Source organism: Helicobacter sp. MIT 01-3238, from assembly GCF_003364135.1.
Classification (GTDB): domain Bacteria; phylum Campylobacterota; class Campylobacteria; order Campylobacterales; family Helicobacteraceae; genus Helicobacter_B.
This window is the reverse complement of record NZ_NXLN01000014.1, coordinates 1-22,563: the sequence shown is the minus strand read 5'-3', so window position 1 is coordinate 22,563 and position 22,563 is coordinate 1. Positions and strand designations below refer to the sequence as shown.

Sequence of the window (22,563 nt, the reverse complement as noted above, 5' to 3'; positions counted from 1 at the left end):
ACTAGAATCTTAAACTAAGCAAATCCTCATAAGCCTAAAATCTAGTCGCTATGCCTATCCCCAAATATCTCCCACAAAATCCAAGCAATTATGGAAATAAAAACTCTCAAAAATACGATTCTACCCTAGGGCAATCTCCCCAAAATCTACCCCCCAAAAATCGACTAAAAAGATTCCAAAAAAACGGCATAGGAATCGCCAAGTCTCGCAGAATCTTAGCGATTTTTTTGGTGTTTGTGCTAAGTGCAGTTATTTTTCTTTTTAGCGTGTATTCAAAAGTCGCATTGCCTAGAGAATCCAAAATGCCAACTCTAATCGTAGCAAAAGAAGATGTCGCTGTGCGGGGCAATATCTACACAGCAAAAACCTACCGAGATGATGAGGGATACTCTCTTGCAAGGAGTAACAAACTTTACAAACTAGGGTTTAACCCCCGCTCCATAGACCCAAACAAAAAAGAGCTTTTTATCACGCTTTTGGAGATTTATAGTGGTGTGCCACGCTACACTATCATAGAGAAGCTAAAAAACCCAAAATACCAAATCTTATCTTATAAAATCTCGCCAAATGTCGCTGCAAATCTGCGGGCACTAAACGCAAAACTTTTGGCTTATGATGTATTCCGTGAATATGTCGATGAAAAGGGTAGGGTGATAGGCAAAATGGGGCTTAGTGTGGAGGTAAGTGGAGTAAGCAGGGAATATCCATACAACGATATGCTTGAGCCATTTATCGGCTATGTAACCAAAAGCGAGATTGGCAGGCTTACTATGCCAATAGGGGTTGATGGCATAGAAAATTCGCGTGAAAAAATCCTAAGGCAAAAGCAAAACGGTGAAGTCGTAGGCAAGCGAGACATTGGGTTTAATATTATCCAAACCAAGCAAGCACATTCTACAAGCAGGGAGGACGGATTTAGCGTTAGGCTTGGGATTCCTTTTAGCTTACAGCAAAAACTAGAAGAGCTACTAGATAGTGCCAAAAAAGAATATCAATCCCAAGAAATCATCGCAGCGATTCTAAACCCAAAAAACGGGCAGATTTTGGCTATCGCTACAACAAATCGATTTAACCCAAACGCGATAAGAGAGCAGGACAAACCACACCTAAAAATCCGCGCCATAGCAGAATCATTTGAGCCCGGAAGCACCATAAAGCCTATCATTTATGCAATGCTACTAGAAAAAAAGCTAATAAATCCGCTAAGCCCGATAGACTTGGGCAATGGATATTATATGCTAGGCAAGCACACTATTACAGATGACACCATAATGCCCCAAAATCCAACCATAGAAGATGTGCTTTTGCACTCAAGCAATGTGGGTATGATTTTGCTATCAAACCGACTAAATGGGCAGGAATTTTATGACGGGTTGCGCTCTTTTGGGCTAGGCTCGCTTACAGGGATTGACTTGCCCTATGAGCGAGATGGTATCGTTCCCTCTGTCAAAGAGCTATCCAAATCCTCTGGCACTACCAAAAAATCCGTATCTTTTGGCTATGTAGCGCGGGTAACATTTATGCAGCTTTTGCGAGCTTATGGGGTTTTTGCAAATGGTGGCTATCTAGTAACGCCACATATCACACAAAGCTACATAGCCCCCGATGGCAAAATCTATATCCCAACCACAAGGACAGCTAAGCCCACACAAGCTATCTCTGAAGCCACTGCCAAAAAAATGCAAAGCCTGCTAATCAAAGTCGTAGAATCAGGCACGGGCAAAGCCGCCAAAGTCGAGCAAGCTGGAATCATCACAGGGGGCAAAACAGGCACAGCTAGAGAAATCGCCCAAAGTGGTGGATATGGGCAAAAACACAATGGCTCATTTTTTGGTTTTGTAAAAGATGCGCAAAATACCTTTGTCATCGGCGTTGTTACCTTTGGTGCGTCTGGACAGCACTACTATGGTAGTCAAAATTCTGCCCCTGTGTTTAAAAAGATAGTCGATATACTCATTGAGCAAGGTTACTTGCAAACAAAAACGAAAAAACGCTAAAAATTTAAGGAGAATTTGATGAAATTTCAATATATTCGACCATATCACAAACATTCATCTAAAAACATTAAAGCTTTTGGCGCATTTGACGCGCTAGGTGCTTTGTTTGCTAGATTTCGTTCTTTTGTGCGTTTTTGCGCCCGAAATATCACACCATTTACCCCGCTTATATTTCTAGCAAAAAAATCGCAAAAAAAACGCGCACTTGCGTATGTGCTGTTTTTGAGCCTTTTTGTGCTTATCCCCATAGCTTTGCACGCCAAAGAGATGCTAAACACCACCTCACTAATTGACACACTAAAATCTAGCGAGATTACCAATGCAAAAATCATCAGCACGCAAGAATCTGGGATAAATGGATTTTGGTTTGTTATCGTTCAAAAAGATAATTTTCAAATTCCGTTTTTTGCTAGCAGTGACGGAAAGACACTGATGATACTCTCCCAAGAAGCACTAATCACCAAAAACACCACACTTAAAAATACTCTAGAATCCACCACCAAAAAAGTCCAAGAGTTTAACGAAAAAGCTAGAGAAGATGCAGTCATAGCGATATTTCAAAAATACCCAAACTCTGTGCTAAGGCTTGAGGGCAAGGCAAAAAGTGATTCTAAAAAATCCATAACCTACCTTGTGCTAGATACGAATTGTCCCTACTGCAAGCAAGAGCTACAAAAAATCGATAGCTACTTAGCAAGCGGGGATTTGCATATCCTAATCGCAGGTGCGCTAAGCCTAGAATCCACCAAAAAAGCCGCTACTTTCTATACCAAGCTAGATGAGCAAAAAACCCAAGAAAGCAAGATTTCCTACCTAAAAAAAGCATTTGAGTCAAGCTACAAACCTAGCAATAACATAAACGCCGATAAGGCGATGAATATTGCCCAAGAGCTTGGAGGGGCAGGATTGCAAGGTGTGCCTTATATCATCAAGCGGTAGTTTTGTATTTTTTGCATTGTGATTAGTTTTTTTGCTATACAATGTTGCGTAATTATATTTCCTTAAGCGAGGAGTAGGCAATGACACAAGCATTTAATACCCTATCAAAACAACGATTAGTAGTAGCTCTAAAGCAGCTTGCGCTTTTTGCATTTGGTGCATTTATCGCGCTAAATCTAAGCGGGTGTGCTCTTTTTCAGCCAAATAATAAATTAGCCACTTCCCAAACCAAAGTCAAAAGAATCAATCCAAATGTCTTTGGCGCGCAATTTAGCGATGAGTCTAGGGAAGAGTTTAGACAGCTTATGCAGCTATATGCCAATGCTTACTATGAAGTCGTTACAAATGATGACTATGCAAAAGCCACTCAAATGCTAAATGAATCTTGCAATCGCGGGCTTGGCACTGCGTGCTACTTGCTTGTAGAGTTTGATGACAATAGCAACGAAGAAGAAGACACCGAAATCGCAGCAGAGAAGCTAAAGCACGATTGTCTTGCGCCAAAGCCTACGATTAGAAGCGGGGCTAGCTGTGCTACTCTAGCCGAGCTAGTCGTAAAAGAAGAAGTTGAATACGCAGATGTCATTGAGCAAGCCCTATACGACAAAGGTTGCCAGCTAAATGACCCTCTTTCTTGCGCAAGATATGCAGCAAAATACCTAAAAAACGAAGAGCCAGAACTCTACAAACGATATGCCAACAAAGCTATCAAACAAGCAGCTTTGGGGTGCAATCACGGAATGGGATTTTATTGCCTACTAGCTGCAAACACTATCCAAATGCTATATCAAGAGGATAAAGATGGCAAAGCAAAGGGATTTTGGAAGCGAGGTTGTGAGCTAAAAGACGGCTCAAGCTGCTATATGGTAAAGAGTATAGAGCAAAAAGAAAAGCTAGAGCGAATGCTAAAACAAAAGCAAGAAGCTGAAAAAGCCCAAAAAGAAGCCGCCGCTAAGCAAGAAGCAGCCCAAAAAGCACAAGTAACCACCACTTCATCAAGTAGCAACTAGCAGGGGTTATAAAACCTAAGTAGTTTTATTTCGCTTTTTAGTATGCTGTGTGCAATGTGTTGTCTGTGGCACATTGCACACGGACAAAAATAGACGAAAACTATGCGTGGCTAAAGGCTAGCATAGTTTTAGGGATTTTTGTGTGGATTGGTGTATGGATTTGCGCGCGGAATTAGTATGTAGATTATTATGTGGGCTAGATTAAATTTTTGCGCTTTTTAAACTACAAAATCTTAATAGCAAAACTACACAAATATACCAAAAATATGATTTTGAATAATTTTTGAGCGGATTTTTACGCAAAAGGCACACCAAATGGAGCAGGCGTTATTAGAGTATTTTTATGGTGGTGCGACAATCACACCTTTTTTTGTGGCATTTTTTGCTGGCTTACTTTCTTTTCTCTCTCCTTGCACTTTGCCGCTTGTGCCACTTTATATGGCGTATATTTCAGGTATTTCTCTAGCAGAGCTTAGTGGTAGCACGAGCGATAGCACAAAAGATTCTAAAATTTTTGCCAAGCAAGATTCCATCATAAATGACTTATCACAAACAAATCCACAAATCCCCACACAATCTCATACAAAACCCTCCACACATTCCGCGCAAAGCAATACCCAAAACAACCCCTCCCTAACCCCCATAAAATCCACTACACAAAAATCCACCACACAAAAATACCCTTCCCAAAATCCAAAACCCCCTTACCTATCCAACATTCGCTATATGATTTTTGCTCGCTCATTTGCTTTTGTGCTAGGTTTTTCGCTTGTATTTATCCTAGCAGGTGTTGCCTTGCGTTCTGTGTTTTTTGTGCTAGATTCTACTTTGTTAGAGATTTTGGCAGGTGTTGTTGTGCTTATTTTCGGATTGCATTTTTTGGGTGTTTTTCATCTCAAGTGGCTCTACGCAAGCAAAAAATTTCAACTAAAAGCCACTCACCCAGCTCTAAAGATTCTAGCTCCTTTCGTGCTAGGAGTGAGCTTTGCGCTAGGGTGGAGTCCTTGCACGGGACCGATTTTTGGGGCTATCGCGCTTATGGCTAGCACTAGCACGCAAGGATTTGCCCTGCTATGCCTATATGCGCTAGGTTTTGCCCTGCCTTTTTTGGTGCTTGCATTTGCACTAGAGAGAGGGTTTGAGCTTATTGATAGATTCAAGCCACATTTGCGCAAGGTAGAGATTCTATCGGGGATTTTGCTTGTTTGTGTGGGCTCATTTATGATTAGCGGGGATTTTAGCTTATATTTGGGTAAAATAAGCGAGTGGATAGCCAAAGCCTAAAATCTATTTGCAAAGGAAAAAAATGCTACTAAAAAACGGGACAATTTGCGATTATAGCCAAGAAAGAAAAGCCGATGTCCGTATAGAAAGCACCCTTATCAAAGAAGTCGCCCCTAGCCTTAGTCCAAAAGAGGGCGAGGAAGTGCTAGATTGCACAGATAAATTTATACTACCAGCACTCATTGACATATCCTATCCCAAAAACAAATCCCTTTGTCGCAAGACGCTACAATCCCTAAGCCAAAAGGCTTTGCAAGGTGGTGTAGGAAGTGTGCTTTTGCGTCCAGATAGTAGCCCCAGCATTGATTCAGAAGCGATTATTGAGATTGTATCAAGCCTAGATTCCGCGCTAAGCGTGCATTTTTTTTCTAGCATACTAGCGACAAAAGATGATAGCCTAACCCAAATCGCATCTCTCATAAGCACAGGTGCCCGCGCTATCTATCTGCATAGCCCAGACATATCAGGCTATGCCTTGCACAAAGTCGCCCAATACGCAAAAATGCTAAATGTCCCCATCATCGCCACAGCACAAGAACCAAGCCTTTGTGATGGCGTGATAAGCCAAAGCGAGATAAGCTCTACTCTAGGCTTGCCATCTATCCCCTCCATATCGCAAACTATGGAAGTTGCTAGACTTAGCGAAATGTCGCGATTTAGCGAGACAAAATGGATTTTTGATGCCATAACCCACCCCCAAAGCCTAAAAATCATAGAAACATTCAAAGCTATGGGAGCAGAGATTTTAGCCCAAACTCCTATCCATCACCTTATTTTTACCCACGATGACATAAAGGACTACGATACGCGCTTCAAGCTACTTCCTCCGCTTGTGAGTGAGGAGGAGCGCGACTTTTTGCGTGATTGCTTAGATTCTCGCATAGATATGCTTACTTGCTTACAGAGTGATTCTTACAACTCGCTAAAAGACCAAGTATTTGAAAACGCCAGCTTTGGCATAAACGCATTTGGATTTTACTTCCCACTTGGATTTAGCCAGCTTGTCAAGCAGGGGATTATAAGCCTATCTCGTTTTAGCCAGATGACTTCATACGCTCAAGCCAAATGCTTCTCTCTAAACAAAGGCGAAATTACGCCGCAAAAAGACGCTGACATTATCATCGTAGATTTGCAAGCAAAAACAGAAGTAAATGATAGCTTTAGTCCATATCACGGAGAGTGCTTACACTCCAAAGTCTTGCATACAATTATCGAGGGCGAAGTGCGATTATAGAATGCTTGCAGAAATATTTTCCCAATCATTGCTAGACGCCTTAAAATACCTTGATATAGCTCGCTACAAAAATCGGGGTGCGACTAAAGGCTATGTCTTTGGATAAAATCTCTTTGTTGCCATATTTTGCAGGGGATTCTATACCTAGTCGTAGCTCGGAGGGTAGTCCTAGCACAGATAGAGGGACTTTTGCCCCTACTTCTAGCTTGCCAAGTATGCCAAGCGATAGACTAAGCCCCATATTTAGCCCATAGTCTACTTGGATTTGGTAGTTCCATAGCACATTTTCACTTTTTGTTACGCCAGCTTTTATGAAGCTATCTAGCTCACTATTTGCTTTATCTGTGAGTAGCATAACACCGATATTTAAGCCAAAATACCCACCCAAAGCCACTTCCCTCCAAAATCTCTGTTTCACGCCAAACAGGCTTAGCGGTAGCTCGCCTAGCAAGTCAGCATTTAGCCCCCCTAGCATATAAAAAAAACTCCCCACGCTTTTTGCACTACCTTGCCCCTGCTTTCTCATAGAGAGATTCCCCCCACCGATAAGCACATCGACATAGATTCTGCTGCCAAAGTAGAGATTATAGAAGTTTTGATACCCCACATTTCCACCAGAAGCGACAAACACCGAGCGAGCGATAAGCGCAGAATCTAGGCTAGAATCTAGCGCGCCTGTCATATCGGGGCTAAATACCCCATCCGTAGTAGTGCCTACACTATTTTGGGTATTGTATTTGCCATCAGCATAAGTTTGTGTTATGCCAGCACTTGCCACACTCGCCCCTATGAAAATCCCGCTTTTATTGCCAGCCCTCATATATTTGTGTGCGATTGCCTTTTTTTGCTCTAGTGTTTTTCCTGCGAAATGCTTTTGGATATATTCACTTTGAGAGTAGATAGGCTCTACTTTTATGCCATTTATCTCCAAAAGTGAGCGATAAAAAGCGATTTTGACATCTAGGCTTTTGTCCTTTAGTCGCTCATCTTGGGCATTCATTAGCGCACTTGGATTTACTTGGCTATTTTTAAAATCCTTTGGCAAGATAAGCATCGCTATTTCCTCATCAGTGATACGACTTGATTTGCTTGATTTTTTTGCTTGATTTTTGGGAGATTTTGCGGGCGGAGATTTTGTGGGCACGGCTAGGGCACTACTTAGCAAAAATACCACGCATATAATGCCTAGCACTAGATTTTGCAAAGATAGTTGACTTAATATTGTGCGTTTTTTGATATTCATCATATTTTCCTACAATCCATTTTGCAATCCATTTATCAACCCAACCCAAATCCAGCTAAAACAAATATTGATAGCTCGTGATATACATAGTCCCTAGAAAGTAGCTTGCTTGGTTTGAGATATTTGGTGGAGTTTTGATACCTAGCTCTATGCGATGATGATATTTGAGCGTGGCAGAGACACCTACATTTAGCACAGGTCCTATGGTGATTTTATCCTCTCTTTGTGCGCCACTCTGCTTGTAGAGATTTACCCCCGCTCCCATCCCTATAAACACACCTAGATAGTATCCCTCCTCGCCACCTATTGCCTTATCCCCCACCATATCTATATTGAAGCTAAACAAATGGCTAGAAACACTATCGGGTATATTTGGCGAGGCATTTAGCGCAGCTAGATATTGCCAATACACGCGCACACCCATAGGTGCAGCACCCAAAAATCGCATATATCCTCCGTTAATCCCAAATGCAAATGGATTTAGCTCCTCGCCAAAGCCTCTATTTTTGTTGATTTCCATTTGGCTAGTGCCAAGCGAAACTCCAGCAAACCAGCCGTGTTTTGTCTTGTTTTTTAGCTCTTGAGATTTTTCATACAAAAGCTGATAGTATCGCCCGCGCAAGAAGTAAAGCTCTTTTTCCTTTTGGTGTTTTGACATTTGCTGCAAAGATTCTTCATCACCGTGTATCACTTCGATTTCATCGATATTTTTAGAGATTTTTTCTTGCTCTTTTTTTGCTTTAGAATCTAGTGAGCTAGAATCGCTAGGTTGCACTCTTTGGGATTCTTTACTAGATTTTAGCGGTTTTGTGCTTGACTTAGCGCTTAAAATTTGAGCTATACTGCTTATAAGCAATGCGCTTACAAACCCTACAAAGCAGATTTTGCCAAAATCTTTTAGCATAGATTTCAATGCACTCATAGCTTTTACAACTTTCATATCACGCACGGCGCACTTCCTAAAACACATAGCTATACCCCACCATAGGCATTATCCCAAACCAATTTAGCCTTTCATTGATGATGAGTTTGATTTCGCCCTCTATGCGGTGCTTGCTTATGAGAGTGAAGCTTGCCCCAATGTTTATAATCCCACCAAGCGTGGCATCGCTATTAGAATCATATATCATACTTGCTAGCCCAAATCCCGCTATTGCCCCTGCTTCTAAGCTGTTTTTGCCCTTTATCATCGGCAATAGTGGCAAGTCTATCAGCACATCTGCGCTTATGCCGATACTAGAAAACCCAAGCGAAGAGAGGTTTAGCTCTTTTGCGTTGCTTCCTAGATATTGCAGATAGATTCTGCCACCGACTTTATTTGGGAAAGATATGCTATCAAACATTGTAGGATAAAAGCTCTGAAATCCCACCTTTGCACCATAAGCTAGGAAATTATCCACGACATAGTCTGTATTTCCAGCCGCATTGTGAAATATCCAGCCACCATACACACCGATAAAAATACCTGATTTTTTCTTTGAAGCGTCTAGGTTTTTGATAAGGGAGGCGATTTCTTTATCGCTGATTTTGTGATATGCCATAATGTAGGGATAATAATATAAGCTAAGCGTGGAATAATCAATTAGATTTTCATCTTGTGATTCTTGCTTTGATTTGTCTTTTGATTTGGTGGTTTTGGATTCTTTTTGTGGCTTTGTAGATTCTTTGTTGGTTTCTTTTGTGGCGGAATCTTTTTTAGATTTTGTGGAATCTTTTTGGGATTTTGTGGCTGTGTTTGTAGATTCTTTGCTAGATTTTTCATATTTCAAATATCGCTTAGATTTTTCGCCATAGCTTATGGCACTTGCTAGCACTACACAGACAAATATCAACACGCATTTGCGAGGGATTTTAGTAGCGATATTAGTGATATTTTTTTTTGTCATATTAAGCCTTAAAATCTACCAAATCTAATTGTCAAATCTTATCAAACAAATTCTAAAAGTGTTTTCCCAAAGCAAAACGCATTATACACTTTAAACCTTAAATAAGCGAGTTTGGGTATAATAACGCCACGATTTTTACAAAAGCACGCAAGCAAACATACATTGAGCAACACTCACAAGCAAACAACTTTAAGGAGTAAAAAAGCGATGCAAAAAATCACACTCACCACCCTAAAATCCAAAAAAAATATACCCCCGCACTTGGGCAAAAATCCTAGTAAGATTACTGCTATCACGGCTTATGACGCACTTTTTGCGCGACTTTTTGATGGCATTGTAGATGTGATTTTGGTGGGCGATAGTCTAAATATGAGTTTCAATGGCAAAGAGGACACCACAAGCCTAAGCCTGCAAGATATGATATACCACACAAAAGCAGTTCTAGCCCACACAAAGCAATCTTTTGTCATAGCTGATATGCCTTTTGGTAGCTATGCAAGTGAAAAATCCGCGCTAAAATCCGCACTAAAAATCATCAAACAAACAGGAGTGCAAGCCCTAAAACTAGAAGTCCCACTAAGCAAGCTAAATATCATAAAAGCCCTTGCAAATGAGGGGATTCCTATTATGGCGCATATCGGGCTTATGCCACAATTTGTGAAGTTTGAGGGCGGGTATAAAGTCAAAGGCAAAGACAATCATCAAAGCGCATATTTGCTAGAATCAGCACTTGCATTTGAAGAGGCAGGCGCATTTGGGCTACTTTTGGAGGGGATTATAGGTGGCGTGGCAAAAGAGATTTCTAGCAAGGTAAAAATCCCAACTATCGGGATAGGCTCTGGGGTGGATTGTGATGGACAGATTCTTGTTTGGAGCGATGCGTTTGGACTGTTTAGCGACTTTAAGCCAAAATTTGTGCGCCAATACCTAAATGGCGCAGATATTTTCAAATCCGCATTGCAAAAATATGTCGATGATGTCAAAAGTGGCGACTTCCCAAGCGAGCAAGAGAGCTACTAAAACCACCAAAATATCAAAATCTCAAAAATCTAAAGTAAAACAAAATGGCAAAAATCACACTTGATTTGCAAAGTCTAGATTCTAGCTCAAAGCCTAGCGCAAAAACTAGCCAAAAATCTATCTCAAAGTCCGCTCCTGCAAAGTCTACAAAAACCACAAATCAAATCCCCACAGATGAAAGAGAAGTATCCATTGAGAGAATTAGCTTTGATGAAAACATAGAAACTTCGCTTCGTCCTAGCGTGTGGGAAGACTACATAGGACAAACACAAATCAAAAAAAACCTAAAAATCGCTATTTTGGGTGCACAAAAACGCTCCGAGCCTTTGATGCACACTTTGCTTTTTGGTCCCCCGGGGCTAGGCAAAACCACACTTAGCCACATAATCGCCACACAAATGGGTGCAAATATCAAAGTAACAGCCGCGCCGATGATAGAGAAAGGCGGGGATTTGGCTGCGATTTTGACAAACATTGGCGAGGGGGATATTTTGTTTATTGATGAGATTCATAGGCTTTCTCCAGCTATTGAGGAGCTACTATATCCTGCTATGGAGGATTTTCGGCTAGATATTATCACAGGTAGCGGTCCAGCAGCACAAACCATAAAAATTGATTTGCCACCATTTATGCTTATCGGTGCGACTACTCGGGCGGGAATGCTATCTAGCCCTTTGCGTGATAGGTTTGGTATGGATTTTAGATTGCAGTTTTATGACAACTCCGAGCTAAGCCTAATCATTGACAAAGCCGCACACAAGCTAAAAAGAGAAATCAAAAAAGACGCAAGTTTAGAAATCGCAAAAAGAGCGCGAGGCACACCTAGAATCGCACTAAGGCTACTAAAGCGCGTGCGGGATTTCTCCGATGTCGCAGGAGAGGAAGTCATATCTCTAGACACCACAAAGCACGCACTAAGCGAGCTTGGCGTAAATGAGCTAGGCTTTGATGAGCTTGATTTGCGCTATTTGGAGGCTTTGGCTCGGGCAAAATCCCCTATGGGGCTAAACACTATCGCAGCAATCATTAGCGAAGATGAGGGAACGATAGAGGACTTAATCGAGCCATATCTGCTTGCAAATGGATTTTTGGAGCGCACCGCTAGAGGAAGGATAGCAAGCATAAAGACTTATGAGCTATTGCGACTTAGCCCACCCAAATGGAATCTAGCGCATTTACAAAACGAGCCAAAATTGTTTTAGTTTATTATTACAAGGAGATTCTAAATGCCAAATAACTCAAATAACTCAAATAACTCAAATAACTCAAATAACTCAAATAACAAGCCCTATCCACATATCTGTAAGGCTTTTGGTGTGTATGAGACAAATTGCTACATTGTCCAAACTCCTCGTGGCGAGCTAGTCATAGACCCCGGGATTGGCTCAAGTGAGTGGGTGCTAGCAAATGTAAAAAATCCGCTTGCTATTCTCATTACACACGGACATTTTGACCATATCTTTGACACAGCAAAGCTCCACGAAAATCTAAAATCTACACCCATTTATTGCCCTAGCGAAGATGCCTTTATGATGAAAAGTGATTGCTTTGATACAGGGCTTACCCCTTGCCCTCCAAGTGTGGAAGTGCCTTGTAATAGGGGACGAGAGGATTTTAGTATTGATGGGATTTGCTTCTCGTATCTGCATTTCCCCGGACATACCCCAGGGTGTAGTATCGTATGTGTTTGGGGAGATAGCACTCAAAGCGAGCTATCAAATCAAGCGCAAAAGCCACTACAAAATAATCCGCAAAATAACGCGCAAAATCAAAATCCCACCACTTGTCCCAAAAGCAAAAACGCAAGAATTTATAGCGGGGATTTTGTATTTCATCGTAGTATCGGGCGATATGATTTCCCCTACTCAAGTCAAAGCGATATGGCACAATCACTAAGGCGATTTAGGGATTTGGATTTTGCGCTTGATTTGGGACTTACGCTAGATGAGGACGAGCTAGAGGAAGTAGGGCAGATAGAGATTTTCCCCGGACACGGAGAATCTAGCATTTTGGCTTATGAGCAGCGCAATGTAAATCTATGGCTAGAGCGAATGAGCTAATCAAAAGCCAAAGGACAATACTTGCAAATTTTTATCACGCAAAATCTTGGCATTATTATTGTATTATGTTGATTTTTCGTAATATTTTCACAAGAGAAAGGATAATTTAATGAGTGGATTTTCTAAAATCGGTTTTATCTTAGCCACACTTGGCAGTTCTATCGGGCTTGGGCATATTTGGCGATTTCCATATATGGCAGGGACGAATGGCGGAGGTGCGTTTGTGCTACTTTTTTTGGCACTCACACTTCTTGCTGGGATTGCTATGCTTGTAGGAGAAATGCTAATCGGCAACTACACGCAAAAAAACACCGCCGATGCGTTCAAAGAGCTAGATTCTACCAAGCACAAAGTATGGAAATGGGGTGGGCTAGTGCTGATAGGTGGTCCTTTTATCCTCACATTTTATATGATAGTGCTAGGGTGGGTGCTGTATTATCTTTTTAGCACAAGTATGGATTTGCCAAGCAATGCAAGCGAAGCTGATTGGGTGTTTGGCTCGCTTTTGAGTGTAAATATTTGGGCACAGATTTTAGGCTTTAGCGCGGTAGCGTTTATCACGGCATTGGTAGTATCTTTTGGGATAAAAGAGGGAATTGAGCGACTAAATGTCGTGCTTATGCCCCTGCTTTTTCTTATTTTCATCGGGCTTTTGGTGTATGCGAGCTTTCAGCCTAGCTTTATGCGAGCGGTGCATTTTTTGTTTGATTTCAAATACTATGACATTAGCGCAGATGTGGTAATCGCAGCGATGGGGCAAATGTGCTTCTCACTTAGTCTTGGTGTGGGGATTATCATTAGCTATTCTGCTAGCACCAAGCCCAATGCCAATCTGCTAGAATCTGCCTTGTATGTATGCCTATGTGGTATTGCTATTTCACTCATCGCAGGGCTTATGATTTTTACATTTGTCTTTGAGCACGGGGTAGAAATCACTCAAGGTGCTGGACTTGTGTTCAAAGCACTTCCTATCGTATTTAGCAAAATGGGAATGGTAGGTGTGATAATCTCTGTGCTATTTTTTCTAGGGCTAGCATTTGCAGGGATTACTTCTACTATATCTTTGCTAGAGCCAAGCGTAATGTTTTTTGTCCAAAAGTATGGATTCTCTCGTGCCAAAATCACTTGGGCGATTATGGCTGTTATTTACCTAGTGGGCTTGGTGCTTATTTTTTCTTTGCACAAAGATTATGCAGATATGCTAGCAGTGTGGGGTAAGGGGCTTTTTGAGCTAGTGGATAAGGCAAGCTCTGATATTGTTATGCCACTTGGAGCGTTGCTAAGCGTGATATTTGTAGGGTGGTTTATCGGCAAAGAAAAAGTGAGAAAAATGACAAGTGGATTTTTATCTGCTAGGGCATTTAGCGTGTGGTTTTTTATCATTCGCTATATCGCGCCATTGGTTGTGATACTAGCGTGGGGTGGGGAGCTAGCGACAAAGACATTATTTTCACTCCTTAGATTTTTTGGCTTTTAGATTTTATCATAAAGCAAGATTTACATTTTTAGACACAAGGACACAAAAGGATACAAAATGACTGATTCTAAAATATTTCATTTATGGTTTTTACGATTTGTTTTTGCAAGTATTTTTTGCATAAATATTTTTGGCATAAATGTGATAAATGCCAGCCAAACTAATACGAGCAAAAACCTAACCGAAGTAGCGCAAAAAATCGCAGATATGTTTTATGCTCTAAATGGCGAGCCAAATAATCCGCACAAAAAAATCAACCACACCAAAGGATTTTGCGCTAGTGGGGAGTTTATCCCCAATCAAAAAGTGGCAAAAGATTTTGCTATCCCATTTTTGCATTCCAAAAAAATTGAGGTAAAAGCTAGATTTTCACTTGGTGGTAGCGAGAAAAGTGATAAATCCAAATCCCGCGCAATGGCTCTAAAAATGCAAAGTGAAAATAGCGATTTTTGGGAAATCGCTATGACAAATTCGCGTGTAAATTTTGCCAAAAATGCAGATGAGTTTATGCAGTTTTTGAGCATAAATTTGGAGCAAAAGCAAGGACAAATCACCCCACAAGAAGCAGCCAAAAAGCGTGAGAGTGTAAGCTCTTTTGTAAATTTCGCACGCGAGATAGGACATCTTGGGGTAAGCCCTAGCTTTGCAGATAGTGCCTATCATAGCGTGCATACATTTTTTTTCACAAAATCTAGCGATGAGCTAGTGCCTGCTAGATTTAGCTTTGTCCCCAAAAATGGTGTGAAAAATTTAAGCCCAAAAGAGCTAGAAAATCTAAATGATGATTTTTTGGAATCTAGCTTCAAAAAGCAGCTAAAAAGTGGCGCGATAAAGTTTGCCCTAGTGCTTGAAGTAGCAAGGCAAGAGGACAGCCTAGAGGATACTACAAGTGTGTGGGCACACATAGATAGCAATGGAGAGAAAATCAGCAGAGAGCATATCACTTTAGGTGAGCTAAGACTTGATTCTTTTAGCGGATATGAGTGTAATGAAGAAGTGTTTATGCCATCTATCTTGCCAAATGGTGTGATGCCACCAAAAGATGAGATTTTTGATGTGCGAAGTATGGTATATGCCATAACTTTTGGCAGGAGACAATAAAGCACAAAGGGCTAGATTCTAGCAAAATTAAAGGGGAAATTAAGAGAAAACTTATTAAAATGCCCTTTCTTTTCTTAGCACTCTTTAAAGTTATTATATGATTTTCGCTGATTTTAGCTCTTGCATATTTTTGAATATCATTTTTGTATAAAGCGTATAACCAGAATGCGCTAAAAATCTTAAATCAAACCGCATTACAAAACCACAATTAAGGAGTTTGCGTGTCTTTGGAATACTTTCTTACCCCACCTCAAGCTACCCCCAAAATCACAGATTTACGACAAGGCGAGTGCAAAGATTCTCGTTTCATTAAGCCGTTGCGATTGCACTATAAGCAAGACGGCGAGGACAAAGATTGGGATATTATCCACTCACACGATAGCGTATCGATAATGCTATATGAGCGCGATTTGGAAGCGTTTGTGATTGTCAAGCAGTTTCGCCCTGCGGTGTATATGCGCAATCACAATGGCTATATTTATGAGCTTTGCGCGGGACTTGTGGATAAGCCAAAAAAGAGCTTAGAAGAAATCGCCATAGAAGAAGTCTTTGAAGAATGCGGGTATGAAATCCCCATAAGTCGCTTGCAGTTTGTCAATAGCTTTTACAATTCTGTGGGAATCAGTGGCGCAAGGCAAACAATATACCTAGCAGAAGTCAGCAAAGAGGATAAGCACGCGCTAGGTGGTGGCATAGATGGCGAAAAAATCGAAGTGCTATACCTAAAAGCAAGCAAGGCATTGGACTTCGTGCGTGATGAGGACTACCACAAAACGCCCTCTCTAGCATTTGCTATCAATTACTTTTTTTATCAGTATCGCCCTCAAGCAAAAGCTAGCAAAAAGCGATGAGAATCCCAAAGCCAAAAGTAGCCAAAGCCAAAAGTAGCAAAGCTAAAATCACAAAATCATAAAATAAGGAATACCTTCACGATGAGCACGACAAAAAATCTAACAAAACAAAAACTCCACCAAATGTGTATCCAAACTTTTGCGCTAGCTTTTGCCCTGCTACTTTTGCTATCTCTCCAGCAAGCACACAGCGAGCAAAATCCACAAACGCTAAAGAATCTTGATAAACTTCAGCACACCACAAAAATCGCCATTTCATCTGTGGATACAAAATCCAACACCATAGAGTTTCCAGCTATGGGACGCGTAGTGGGCGAGAGTGGGTTTATATGGCATATATATGATGAAAACTACGCAAGTATCATCGCTACCGCTACGATTATAGAGATAAAATCAAGCCAAAATGAATATAACTCAAAAAACACCACCCAAGAAAAAGCTTCACAAAAAGCTAACCCACAAAAGCAAAATCCAAAAGATAAATCTAGCCAGAGCGCAAAAGCAATAGCACGGATAAATCCTATCAGTGTCTTAGAGCAAAAATACCTCCCAAGCCCAACAAACAAGCCCGTTGCAGGCGATGAGGTGCATTTCGGGACGCTAAATAGTCTAGCCTTTATCATCGCCCCTACGCTAGAGACTTATGATTCTATCCGCGCTAGCTACCCATCTATGCAGTTTCTAAACTCTGATTTAATGGTGGGCTATCTTTTTGACAAAAGCAAATTCGACCCCAAGCCAAAGGTGCTAAGCAATGCTTGCGCGGTGTATAGCGTGGGATTGCTTTTTTTGGTTACAAAAGATAGGCTTTCCGTGCTTGATTGTCAGAGTTTGGTAGAGCTAGATAGTGTAGCGTTTGATACAAGTGCAGTTGGGCAGACGATTGCGCCGTTTTTTTCGCGTGTGCAATACGCCTCAAGTGGTTCGCTAGATTCTGCACTCAAGCGCAAAAACTCAAAGCAGTATTTTGAATACTACGATGGGCTACTAAAAGAGGGCAAAAACTTCAAGTAGCCCAAGTGGTGGCGCAACTCCCCACAAAGCCACCTTACACAAGCCATTTTGCAAGCAAAGCCACCTCACAAATGCCACCTTGCAAAACTCCAAAACCCACCAATAAATCCAAGCAATGAATCCAAGCCCAACTCTTTTTGCTAGTAGCGATGGCTCTCTTAGTGCGTTTAATGAAGAGTTTGGCGAGTGCTACTCCTCGCTTAGTGAGGGTGCGCTAAGCGAAAAGCTCGCCAAGCATATCGCCCCCGCGTTTGAGTATCTGCGCTCAAAAATGCAAAGTGATGATTCCCAAGCCAAAACCCCTCCTAGCACCAAAAGCGATATTTGGATTTTGGATATTTGCTTTGGGCTAGGGTATAATGCCTTTTTAAGCGCGAGTGCATTTGAGTATTTGCTAGGGCAATCAAACACCCAGCCAAAACCAGCTAGCACAAAACTTCATATCATTTCGCTAGAAAAAGATAGGGCTACTTTGGATTTGGCAAGGCAGATTTGGCACTTAGATGATAAGAAGTGGCAAAGCCTAGCTAGCGGGCAAAGCACTAGCCTAAACCAAAGCACTAGCCTAACTATCATTTGGGGTGATGCAAGCAGTGTGCTAAAAAATCTAGCCCAAGATTTAAAAAACGATTTTGCAAGCGATTTGCAAGCAGAATCAAAAAGCCAAAAATATTTTGCAGATTTTGAGAGAGATTTTGCAGAGGATTTTGGGGGGAGTTTTGCAGAATATTTTGCCAGAGATTTTGCAGGCTTTGACATTATCTACCAAGACCCTTTTAGCTTTGGCAAAAACCCTGCGCTATGGAGTGAGGAGCATTTCAAGCACCTTTTTGCCATAAGCAAAAGCACTTGCCTAATCACTTCTTATGCTACGCGCAAAGAAGTGCTAGCAAACGCGCAAAAAGCAGGATTTCTAGCCTATAAGCTAAAGGGCGATTTTAATCGTTTTTGCCAAGAGATTTTTCTCAAGCACACAAGCAAAATCTCTAATGAAGCAAAATCACGCCTAAATCTACAAGTAAAACCTAGAGAATCTAGCCTTTTTAGTAAGCAAAAATTGCCTGCCAAATGTGCAAAATCACACAAACCACACCAAACTAAGCACGCAAAACCACACAAACCACAAGGAGAGCCTATGAGAATCGTATTTATGGGGACACCGATTTTTGCAACTATCGTTTTTGATAGATTGCTTGCAGAGCTTGAGAGGGCAGGGCGCAGCTGTGAAGTCCTGCGCGTAATCACCCAAGAGGATAAGCCTGTGGGACGCAAAGGCATAATCACTCCCCCACCAATGAAGCAAAAAGCCCTGCAAAAAGGCATAGAAGTCCTGCAGCCACGCGCCCTAGATAGCGCATTTAGCCAAGCCCTAGCTTCATTGCAGATAGATTTTATACTCGTAGTAGCTTATGGCAAGATATTGCCAAAATCGATTTTGCAAATCGCCCCCTGCATAAATGTCCACGCCTCCATACTGCCCAAATATCGTGGTGCAAGCCCCATTCAGCAGATGATTTTAAGCGATGATAGCTACTATGGAGTAAGCATAATGGCTATGGAGGAGGGGCTTGATAGTGGTGGGATTTTAGGGGTTAGCAAAATCCCTAGAAACGATGAGGACTACACCGCTTTGAGTGCGACTCTAGCCCAGCTAGGTGGGGCAGAGCTTGCTAGGATTTTGTGCGAGTTTGACACTATCACGCCCTTGCCCCAAGATGAGAGCAAGGCTAGCTATTGCAAAAAGATTTGCAAAGCCGATGGGGAAGTGCGCTTCACAAACGCAAGCGAAATCTACAAAAAATCCCTAGCTTTTAGCCCTTGGCCAAGCGTATTTATGCCAAATGGCATAAAGATTTTTGGTATCAAGGTGGCACAGATAGAAGCGAGAGAGGCAAAAGCAGGCGAGGTGCTAAGCATATCGCCTACGATAGTGGCGTGCCAAAAAGGCGCGATAGAAATCGATGAGCTACAAGCCCCTAGCAAAAACAAAATGCGCGCAAGTGAGTTTCTAAAAACACGCGGGATAAAAATCGGCACAAATCTTTTAGAGATATAAGCCCCCAAAATCGTTGTTTGTGATTTTTTCAACACATTGTTTGCGCTCAAGCATAAAAAACTTCTATGCGACAAAAACTGCATTTTGTAATTCTTTGTAAATACCCCTCCCTAAATCACTCGGCTACGGGGAGGGACTTTTTGTGGCACATAACGCCACTTATTCCACCCCTATCTTATAAAATTTTCTTTTCTTTGCTAAATTGCCACTTTTTTAAGCCCTCTCCCCAAATGATAAAAATTGTGGCGAAGGATACTTGCTTTTCTTTAATTCCCTCCCTTTGCGTTAGGATACTTGCTTTTTTAAACCCCCTCCCTTAGCACGAGGGTATTTGCTTTTCTTTAAGCCCCCTCCCTTGCGGAGGGGGTTTGGGGGTGGGTTCTTTTGCCTTTGAATCCCAAGTAATGCTAACAACTTCTAACAATGCAAATACTTCCGTCATTGCGAGGCAGTGGCTTTAGCCACAACGAAGCAATCCATAAAATCATTCATCATTGCAAGATTCCGCTTGAAAGCGTGGAATCGTGGCAATCTATGTCTTTTTGTTTTTTGTATAGATTGCCACGAATCGCTAAGGCGATTCTCGCAATGACGAGTTTGGCGCATTTAAGGGTAGCTATGAAGAGAGTTAGTCAAATCAGCAAAAAAGCGAGTATCAAAACGCGAAAAAATAGAATAAAAAATATTTTGCGTAGGGTTATCTTTGGTGGGAGTGTTGTTTTTGGTGTTTTTAGCGTGTTGGAAGTTTGGATTGCCACGCAAGTCTTGCGACTTGCTCGCAATGACGAAAAATGTTGTCATATTGAGGTTTCGCAAGAAACCGAAATATCCAAAAGGATTTTGCACTCCTTGCACTTTTTGTCATATTTAAGCGCAAGCGAAATATCTTTTCTGCAATGTAAGTTGTCATACTTAAGGGCTTTTAATCACAAAGTATCTCAAAAATCAACCCACCCCCTTTATCCCCCTCCGCAAAGGAGGGGGAACTCGCAAAATTACCACTTGCAAAGGAGGGGGAATATTTGGGGCTTCGCCCTTAAATATGACAAATAGACATACTTTGACATAGTAAAAACAGCTGAAGTGCTTTCTTTCTCGCGTGGCAAATCGCCAAAAACCCGAGTAACGCGAAGCAGTAGTGCGAGCGCGGGTTTTTTGGCGAGCATTTGCCCTTTTGCGAAGCGCAAGGCTTAGCCTAGCGCGAAGTAAAATACGCGAGGCACTTCCCCAAGCCAAAAAAAGAAACAGCGGAAGCGTTTTCTTTTTTGGGCGGGGGAGAGGGAGGGGGTTGCCTTTTTTCTTTTTGTGATTCTACTTTTTGTCATTTTATAATTTTTTTTTGATATTTCGCTTTTTTGCAAAAGCTCAAGTATGACAAAAATCAAAAAACCACACAAGCACACCCAATCCACTCCCCACAAAATTTTCCACAAAAATCTAACATTTCGCTAGATTTTTCGCCATTTTCTAGCTTTTTACACAATTTTTACATTTTTTATTTCTCATTTTTACTTTTTTTTGCCACAATTCCTAGCATTAGCTTCACGCTTGCTTCACATTCGCTTTTTGCAAAGCGTTGTAAGGCAAGCGAGCTAAAATCACTCTTAAGGAGAAGAAATGAAAAAGTTGGCTTTGAGCGGCGCACTAGCTGCGATTGTGGCGATACCTGCACTAGGTATCGAAGTATACAGCAATGAGGAAAAGGGAGCTTCTGTGGAGCTCTATGGTAGCTTGAGAGGCTTTGTCGGTGGTGGCGGTATCACAAGTGATAGACCCGCAAATAGCACAAACGATGGTAGCTATATCATCGGCTTCCAAAACAACTCTCACTTTGGTATCAACTCCAAGTATGGCAAACTTTTCACAAAAGTAGAGTTTGGTTTGCGTGAGCAAGGAATACTTGGCACTGCTTCTGGACCGGGCTTGCGCAAGGTATTTGGGACTTATGACTTTGGCTCTGGTGGTAAGCTGACATTTGGTAAGATAGACACGCCTACGATTGAGGGTGGGTTTCAGTCAGACTTCAACAACAACGATGCAGGTGGTAATGGATTTGGCTCTGTAACCACAGGAAGCAGAAAGCTCCAAATCCAATACTCCCACTCTGGCGCGACTATCGCTATCATACACGATGACGGCGCAAACAATGATGCAAGTCTAGCCACAGGCGGAAGTGCTTTTGTAGGGGCTGGACACTCTCGTATCCCTCGTATCGCACTATCTTATGAAAGCAAGATAGGCGAAAAAGGTAAATTCAAAGTCGCTGCGACTTATAAGTATTTTGATAGGGCAGATAATGGACTACCAGCGACTTGGCTAGCAGGACATACAGGCGATGTGCACGCTGGACACTTGCTAGTAGGTGCAAAAGTGCCACTTGGCAGTGCGTATCTATCCACTATTTTTACCTACGGGATAAATGGACACACTTATGGCGAGCAAACTACCGCAGCTTCTCTAGGCGGCTATGGATACAATACTGATTTGGCCGGAGCACTTGGGCTAAACTCACAACGAGCAGGGCTAGTGCTAGAAGGTGGAGCAAAGATAAATGACACCATAAGCCTAGCAGCAGGTGCAGGCTACCAAGCGACATTTAATGGCGAAAATCAACGAGGCAATGAGCGAAGCAGTGCTCAAGCTACCCATAGCTACAAAATCTATGCAAATCTCCCTATCAATGTCGCAAAAGGCTTCCAAGTCGTCCCACAACTTGGGTTTTATGACACTATCCAAACAGCTAGAGGTGGCTACACAGCTCATCAAAGCGCACTTGTAGGACTTGTCCGCTTGAAGTATGACTTCTAAGGGGCTTCTCTAAGAGATTTTGCTATAAGTGGATTTTCTAGGAGGGGATTTTCGCTAGGTTTCTCCTAGTAGATTTTTGAGCTTTGTGATATTTCACTTCTGCATAGCTTTGGAGGGGGGGGGGTTACTTTTTTCTTTTTGAGGTTTTTTCGTAGATTTTCACTAGGCTTTTTTTCTAGTAGATTTTTCTCTAAGAGATTTTTTTTAGGATATTTTCTAGGGCTTTGTGATACTTCGCTTGTGATACTTCACTTCTTTAAGCCCCCTCCCTCTGCAAACTGCATTTTGTAATTCTTTGTAAATACCCCTCCCTAAATCACTCGGCTACGGGGAGGGACTTTTTGTGGCACATAACGCCACTTATTCCACCCCCTATCTTATAAAATTTTCTTTTCTTTGCTAAATTACCACTTTTTTAAGCCCTCTCCCCAAATGATAAAAATTGTGGCGAAGGATACTTGCTTTTCTTTAATTCCCTCCCTTTGCGTTAGGATACTTGCTTTTTTAAACCCCCTCCCTTAGCACGAGGGTATTTGCTTTTCTTTAAGCCCCCTCCCTTGCGGAGGGGGTTTGGGGGTGGGTT

Annotated in this window: 18 protein-coding genes; 15 read left to right on the top strand and 3 right to left on the bottom strand. The window is 41.8% G+C overall.

The genetic code is table 11. The features are described from left to right. Positions 1-50: 50 nt before the first annotated feature. From CQA40_RS05965 to CQA40_RS05945, 5 genes are all read left to right on the top strand, one after another. The gene (locus tag CQA40_RS05965) at positions 51-1,997 is read left to right on the top strand and encodes a penicillin-binding protein 2 (protein ID WP_115520000.1); all 1,947 of its coding nucleotides are present in this window, start codon (positions 51-53) and stop codon (positions 1,995-1,997) included. 18 nt (positions 1,998-2,015) lie between these two features. Next, positions 2,016-2,936 carry a hypothetical protein gene (locus tag CQA40_RS05960; protein WP_115519999.1) on the top strand — a complete coding sequence of 307 codons (921 nt, stop codon included), beginning with the start codon at positions 2,016-2,018 and terminating at the stop codon, positions 2,934-2,936. Between the two features lie 80 nt (positions 2,937-3,016). Further along, positions 3,017-3,946 carry a hypothetical protein gene (locus CQA40_RS05955; protein WP_023928592.1) on the top strand — a complete coding sequence of 310 codons (930 nt, stop codon included), beginning with the start codon at positions 3,017-3,019 and terminating at the stop codon, positions 3,944-3,946. 315 nt (positions 3,947-4,261) lie between these two features. Further along, positions 4,262-5,230: a cytochrome c biogenesis CcdA family protein gene (locus CQA40_RS11805; protein WP_115519998.1), complete on the top strand. Its 969-nt coding sequence runs from the start codon at positions 4,262-4,264 to the stop codon at positions 5,228-5,230. A 22-nt stretch (positions 5,231-5,252) separates the two neighbouring features. Beyond that, on the top strand, positions 5,253-6,464 hold the full coding sequence (locus CQA40_RS05945) for an amidohydrolase family protein (protein ID WP_115519997.1): 1,212 nt from the start codon (positions 5,253-5,255) through the stop codon (positions 6,462-6,464). A 40-nt stretch (positions 6,465-6,504) separates the two neighbouring features. Here the strand turns inward: CQA40_RS05945 and CQA40_RS05940 are convergent, their stop codons facing one another. From CQA40_RS05940 to CQA40_RS05930, 3 genes are read right to left on the bottom strand one after another with little or no spacing between them, the layout of a single operon-like run. Further along, positions 6,505-7,707 carry an outer membrane beta-barrel protein gene (locus CQA40_RS05940; RefSeq protein ID WP_181882854.1) on the bottom strand — a complete coding sequence of 401 codons (1,203 nt, stop codon included), beginning with the start codon at positions 7,705-7,707 and terminating at the stop codon, positions 6,505-6,507. A gap of 55 nt (positions 7,708-7,762) precedes the next feature. Then, the gene (locus CQA40_RS05935) at positions 7,763-8,677 is read right to left on the bottom strand and encodes an outer membrane beta-barrel protein (protein WP_115519995.1); all 915 of its coding nucleotides are present in this window, start codon (positions 8,675-8,677) and stop codon (positions 7,763-7,765) included. After that, the gene (locus CQA40_RS05930) at positions 8,667-9,593 is read right to left on the bottom strand and encodes a hypothetical protein (RefSeq protein ID WP_115519994.1); all 927 of its coding nucleotides are present in this window, start codon (positions 9,591-9,593) and stop codon (positions 8,667-8,669) included. Before CQA40_RS05930 ends, CQA40_RS05935 begins: the two co-directional genes overlap by 11 nt. A gap of 207 nt (positions 9,594-9,800) precedes the next feature. Between CQA40_RS05930 and panB the strand changes: the two genes are divergently transcribed. From panB to CQA40_RS05875, 10 genes are all read left to right on the top strand, one after another. Continuing rightward, complete coding sequence (gene panB, locus CQA40_RS05925; RefSeq protein ID WP_115519993.1) at positions 9,801-10,613, top strand: 3-methyl-2-oxobutanoate hydroxymethyltransferase; 813 nt, start codon at positions 9,801-9,803, stop codon at positions 10,611-10,613. A 44-nt stretch (positions 10,614-10,657) separates the two neighbouring features. Beyond that, positions 10,658-11,815: a Holliday junction branch migration DNA helicase RuvB gene (gene ruvB, locus CQA40_RS05920; protein ID WP_115519992.1), complete on the top strand. Its 1,158-nt coding sequence runs from the start codon at positions 10,658-10,660 to the stop codon at positions 11,813-11,815. Between the two features lie 24 nt (positions 11,816-11,839). Next, on the top strand, positions 11,840-12,673 hold the full coding sequence (locus tag CQA40_RS05915) for an MBL fold metallo-hydrolase (protein WP_115519991.1): 834 nt from the start codon (positions 11,840-11,842) through the stop codon (positions 12,671-12,673). 109 nt (positions 12,674-12,782) lie between these two features. Further along, a complete protein-coding gene (locus tag CQA40_RS05910; RefSeq protein ID WP_115519990.1) occupies positions 12,783-14,150 on the top strand; it encodes a sodium-dependent transporter in 1,368 nt (455 codons plus the stop codon). A gap of 57 nt (positions 14,151-14,207) precedes the next feature. Then, entirely contained in the window at positions 14,208-15,251 is a 1,044-nt protein-coding gene (locus CQA40_RS05905) for a catalase (protein WP_115519989.1), read from the top strand. A gap of 221 nt (positions 15,252-15,472) precedes the next feature. After that, positions 15,473-16,102 carry an NUDIX domain-containing protein gene (locus CQA40_RS05900; RefSeq protein WP_115519988.1) on the top strand — a complete coding sequence of 210 codons (630 nt, stop codon included), beginning with the start codon at positions 15,473-15,475 and terminating at the stop codon, positions 16,100-16,102. 81 nt (positions 16,103-16,183) lie between these two features. Next, entirely contained in the window at positions 16,184-17,116 is a 933-nt protein-coding gene (locus tag CQA40_RS05895) for a plasminogen-binding N-terminal domain-containing protein (protein WP_115519987.1), read from the top strand. 115 nt (positions 17,117-17,231) lie between these two features. Beyond that, complete coding sequence (locus tag CQA40_RS05890; RefSeq protein ID WP_115519986.1) at positions 17,232-19,172, top strand: formyltransferase family protein; 1,941 nt, start codon at positions 17,232-17,234, stop codon at positions 19,170-19,172. 423 nt (positions 19,173-19,595) lie between these two features. Further along, the gene (locus tag CQA40_RS05885) at positions 19,596-20,225 is read left to right on the top strand and encodes a hypothetical protein (protein WP_147290172.1); all 630 of its coding nucleotides are present in this window, start codon (positions 19,596-19,598) and stop codon (positions 20,223-20,225) included. A 564-nt stretch (positions 20,226-20,789) separates the two neighbouring features. Continuing rightward, positions 20,790-21,980: a hypothetical protein gene (locus CQA40_RS05875; protein WP_115519983.1), complete on the top strand. Its 1,191-nt coding sequence runs from the start codon at positions 20,790-20,792 to the stop codon at positions 21,978-21,980. The last annotated feature ends 583 nt before the right edge of the window (positions 21,981-22,563 follow it).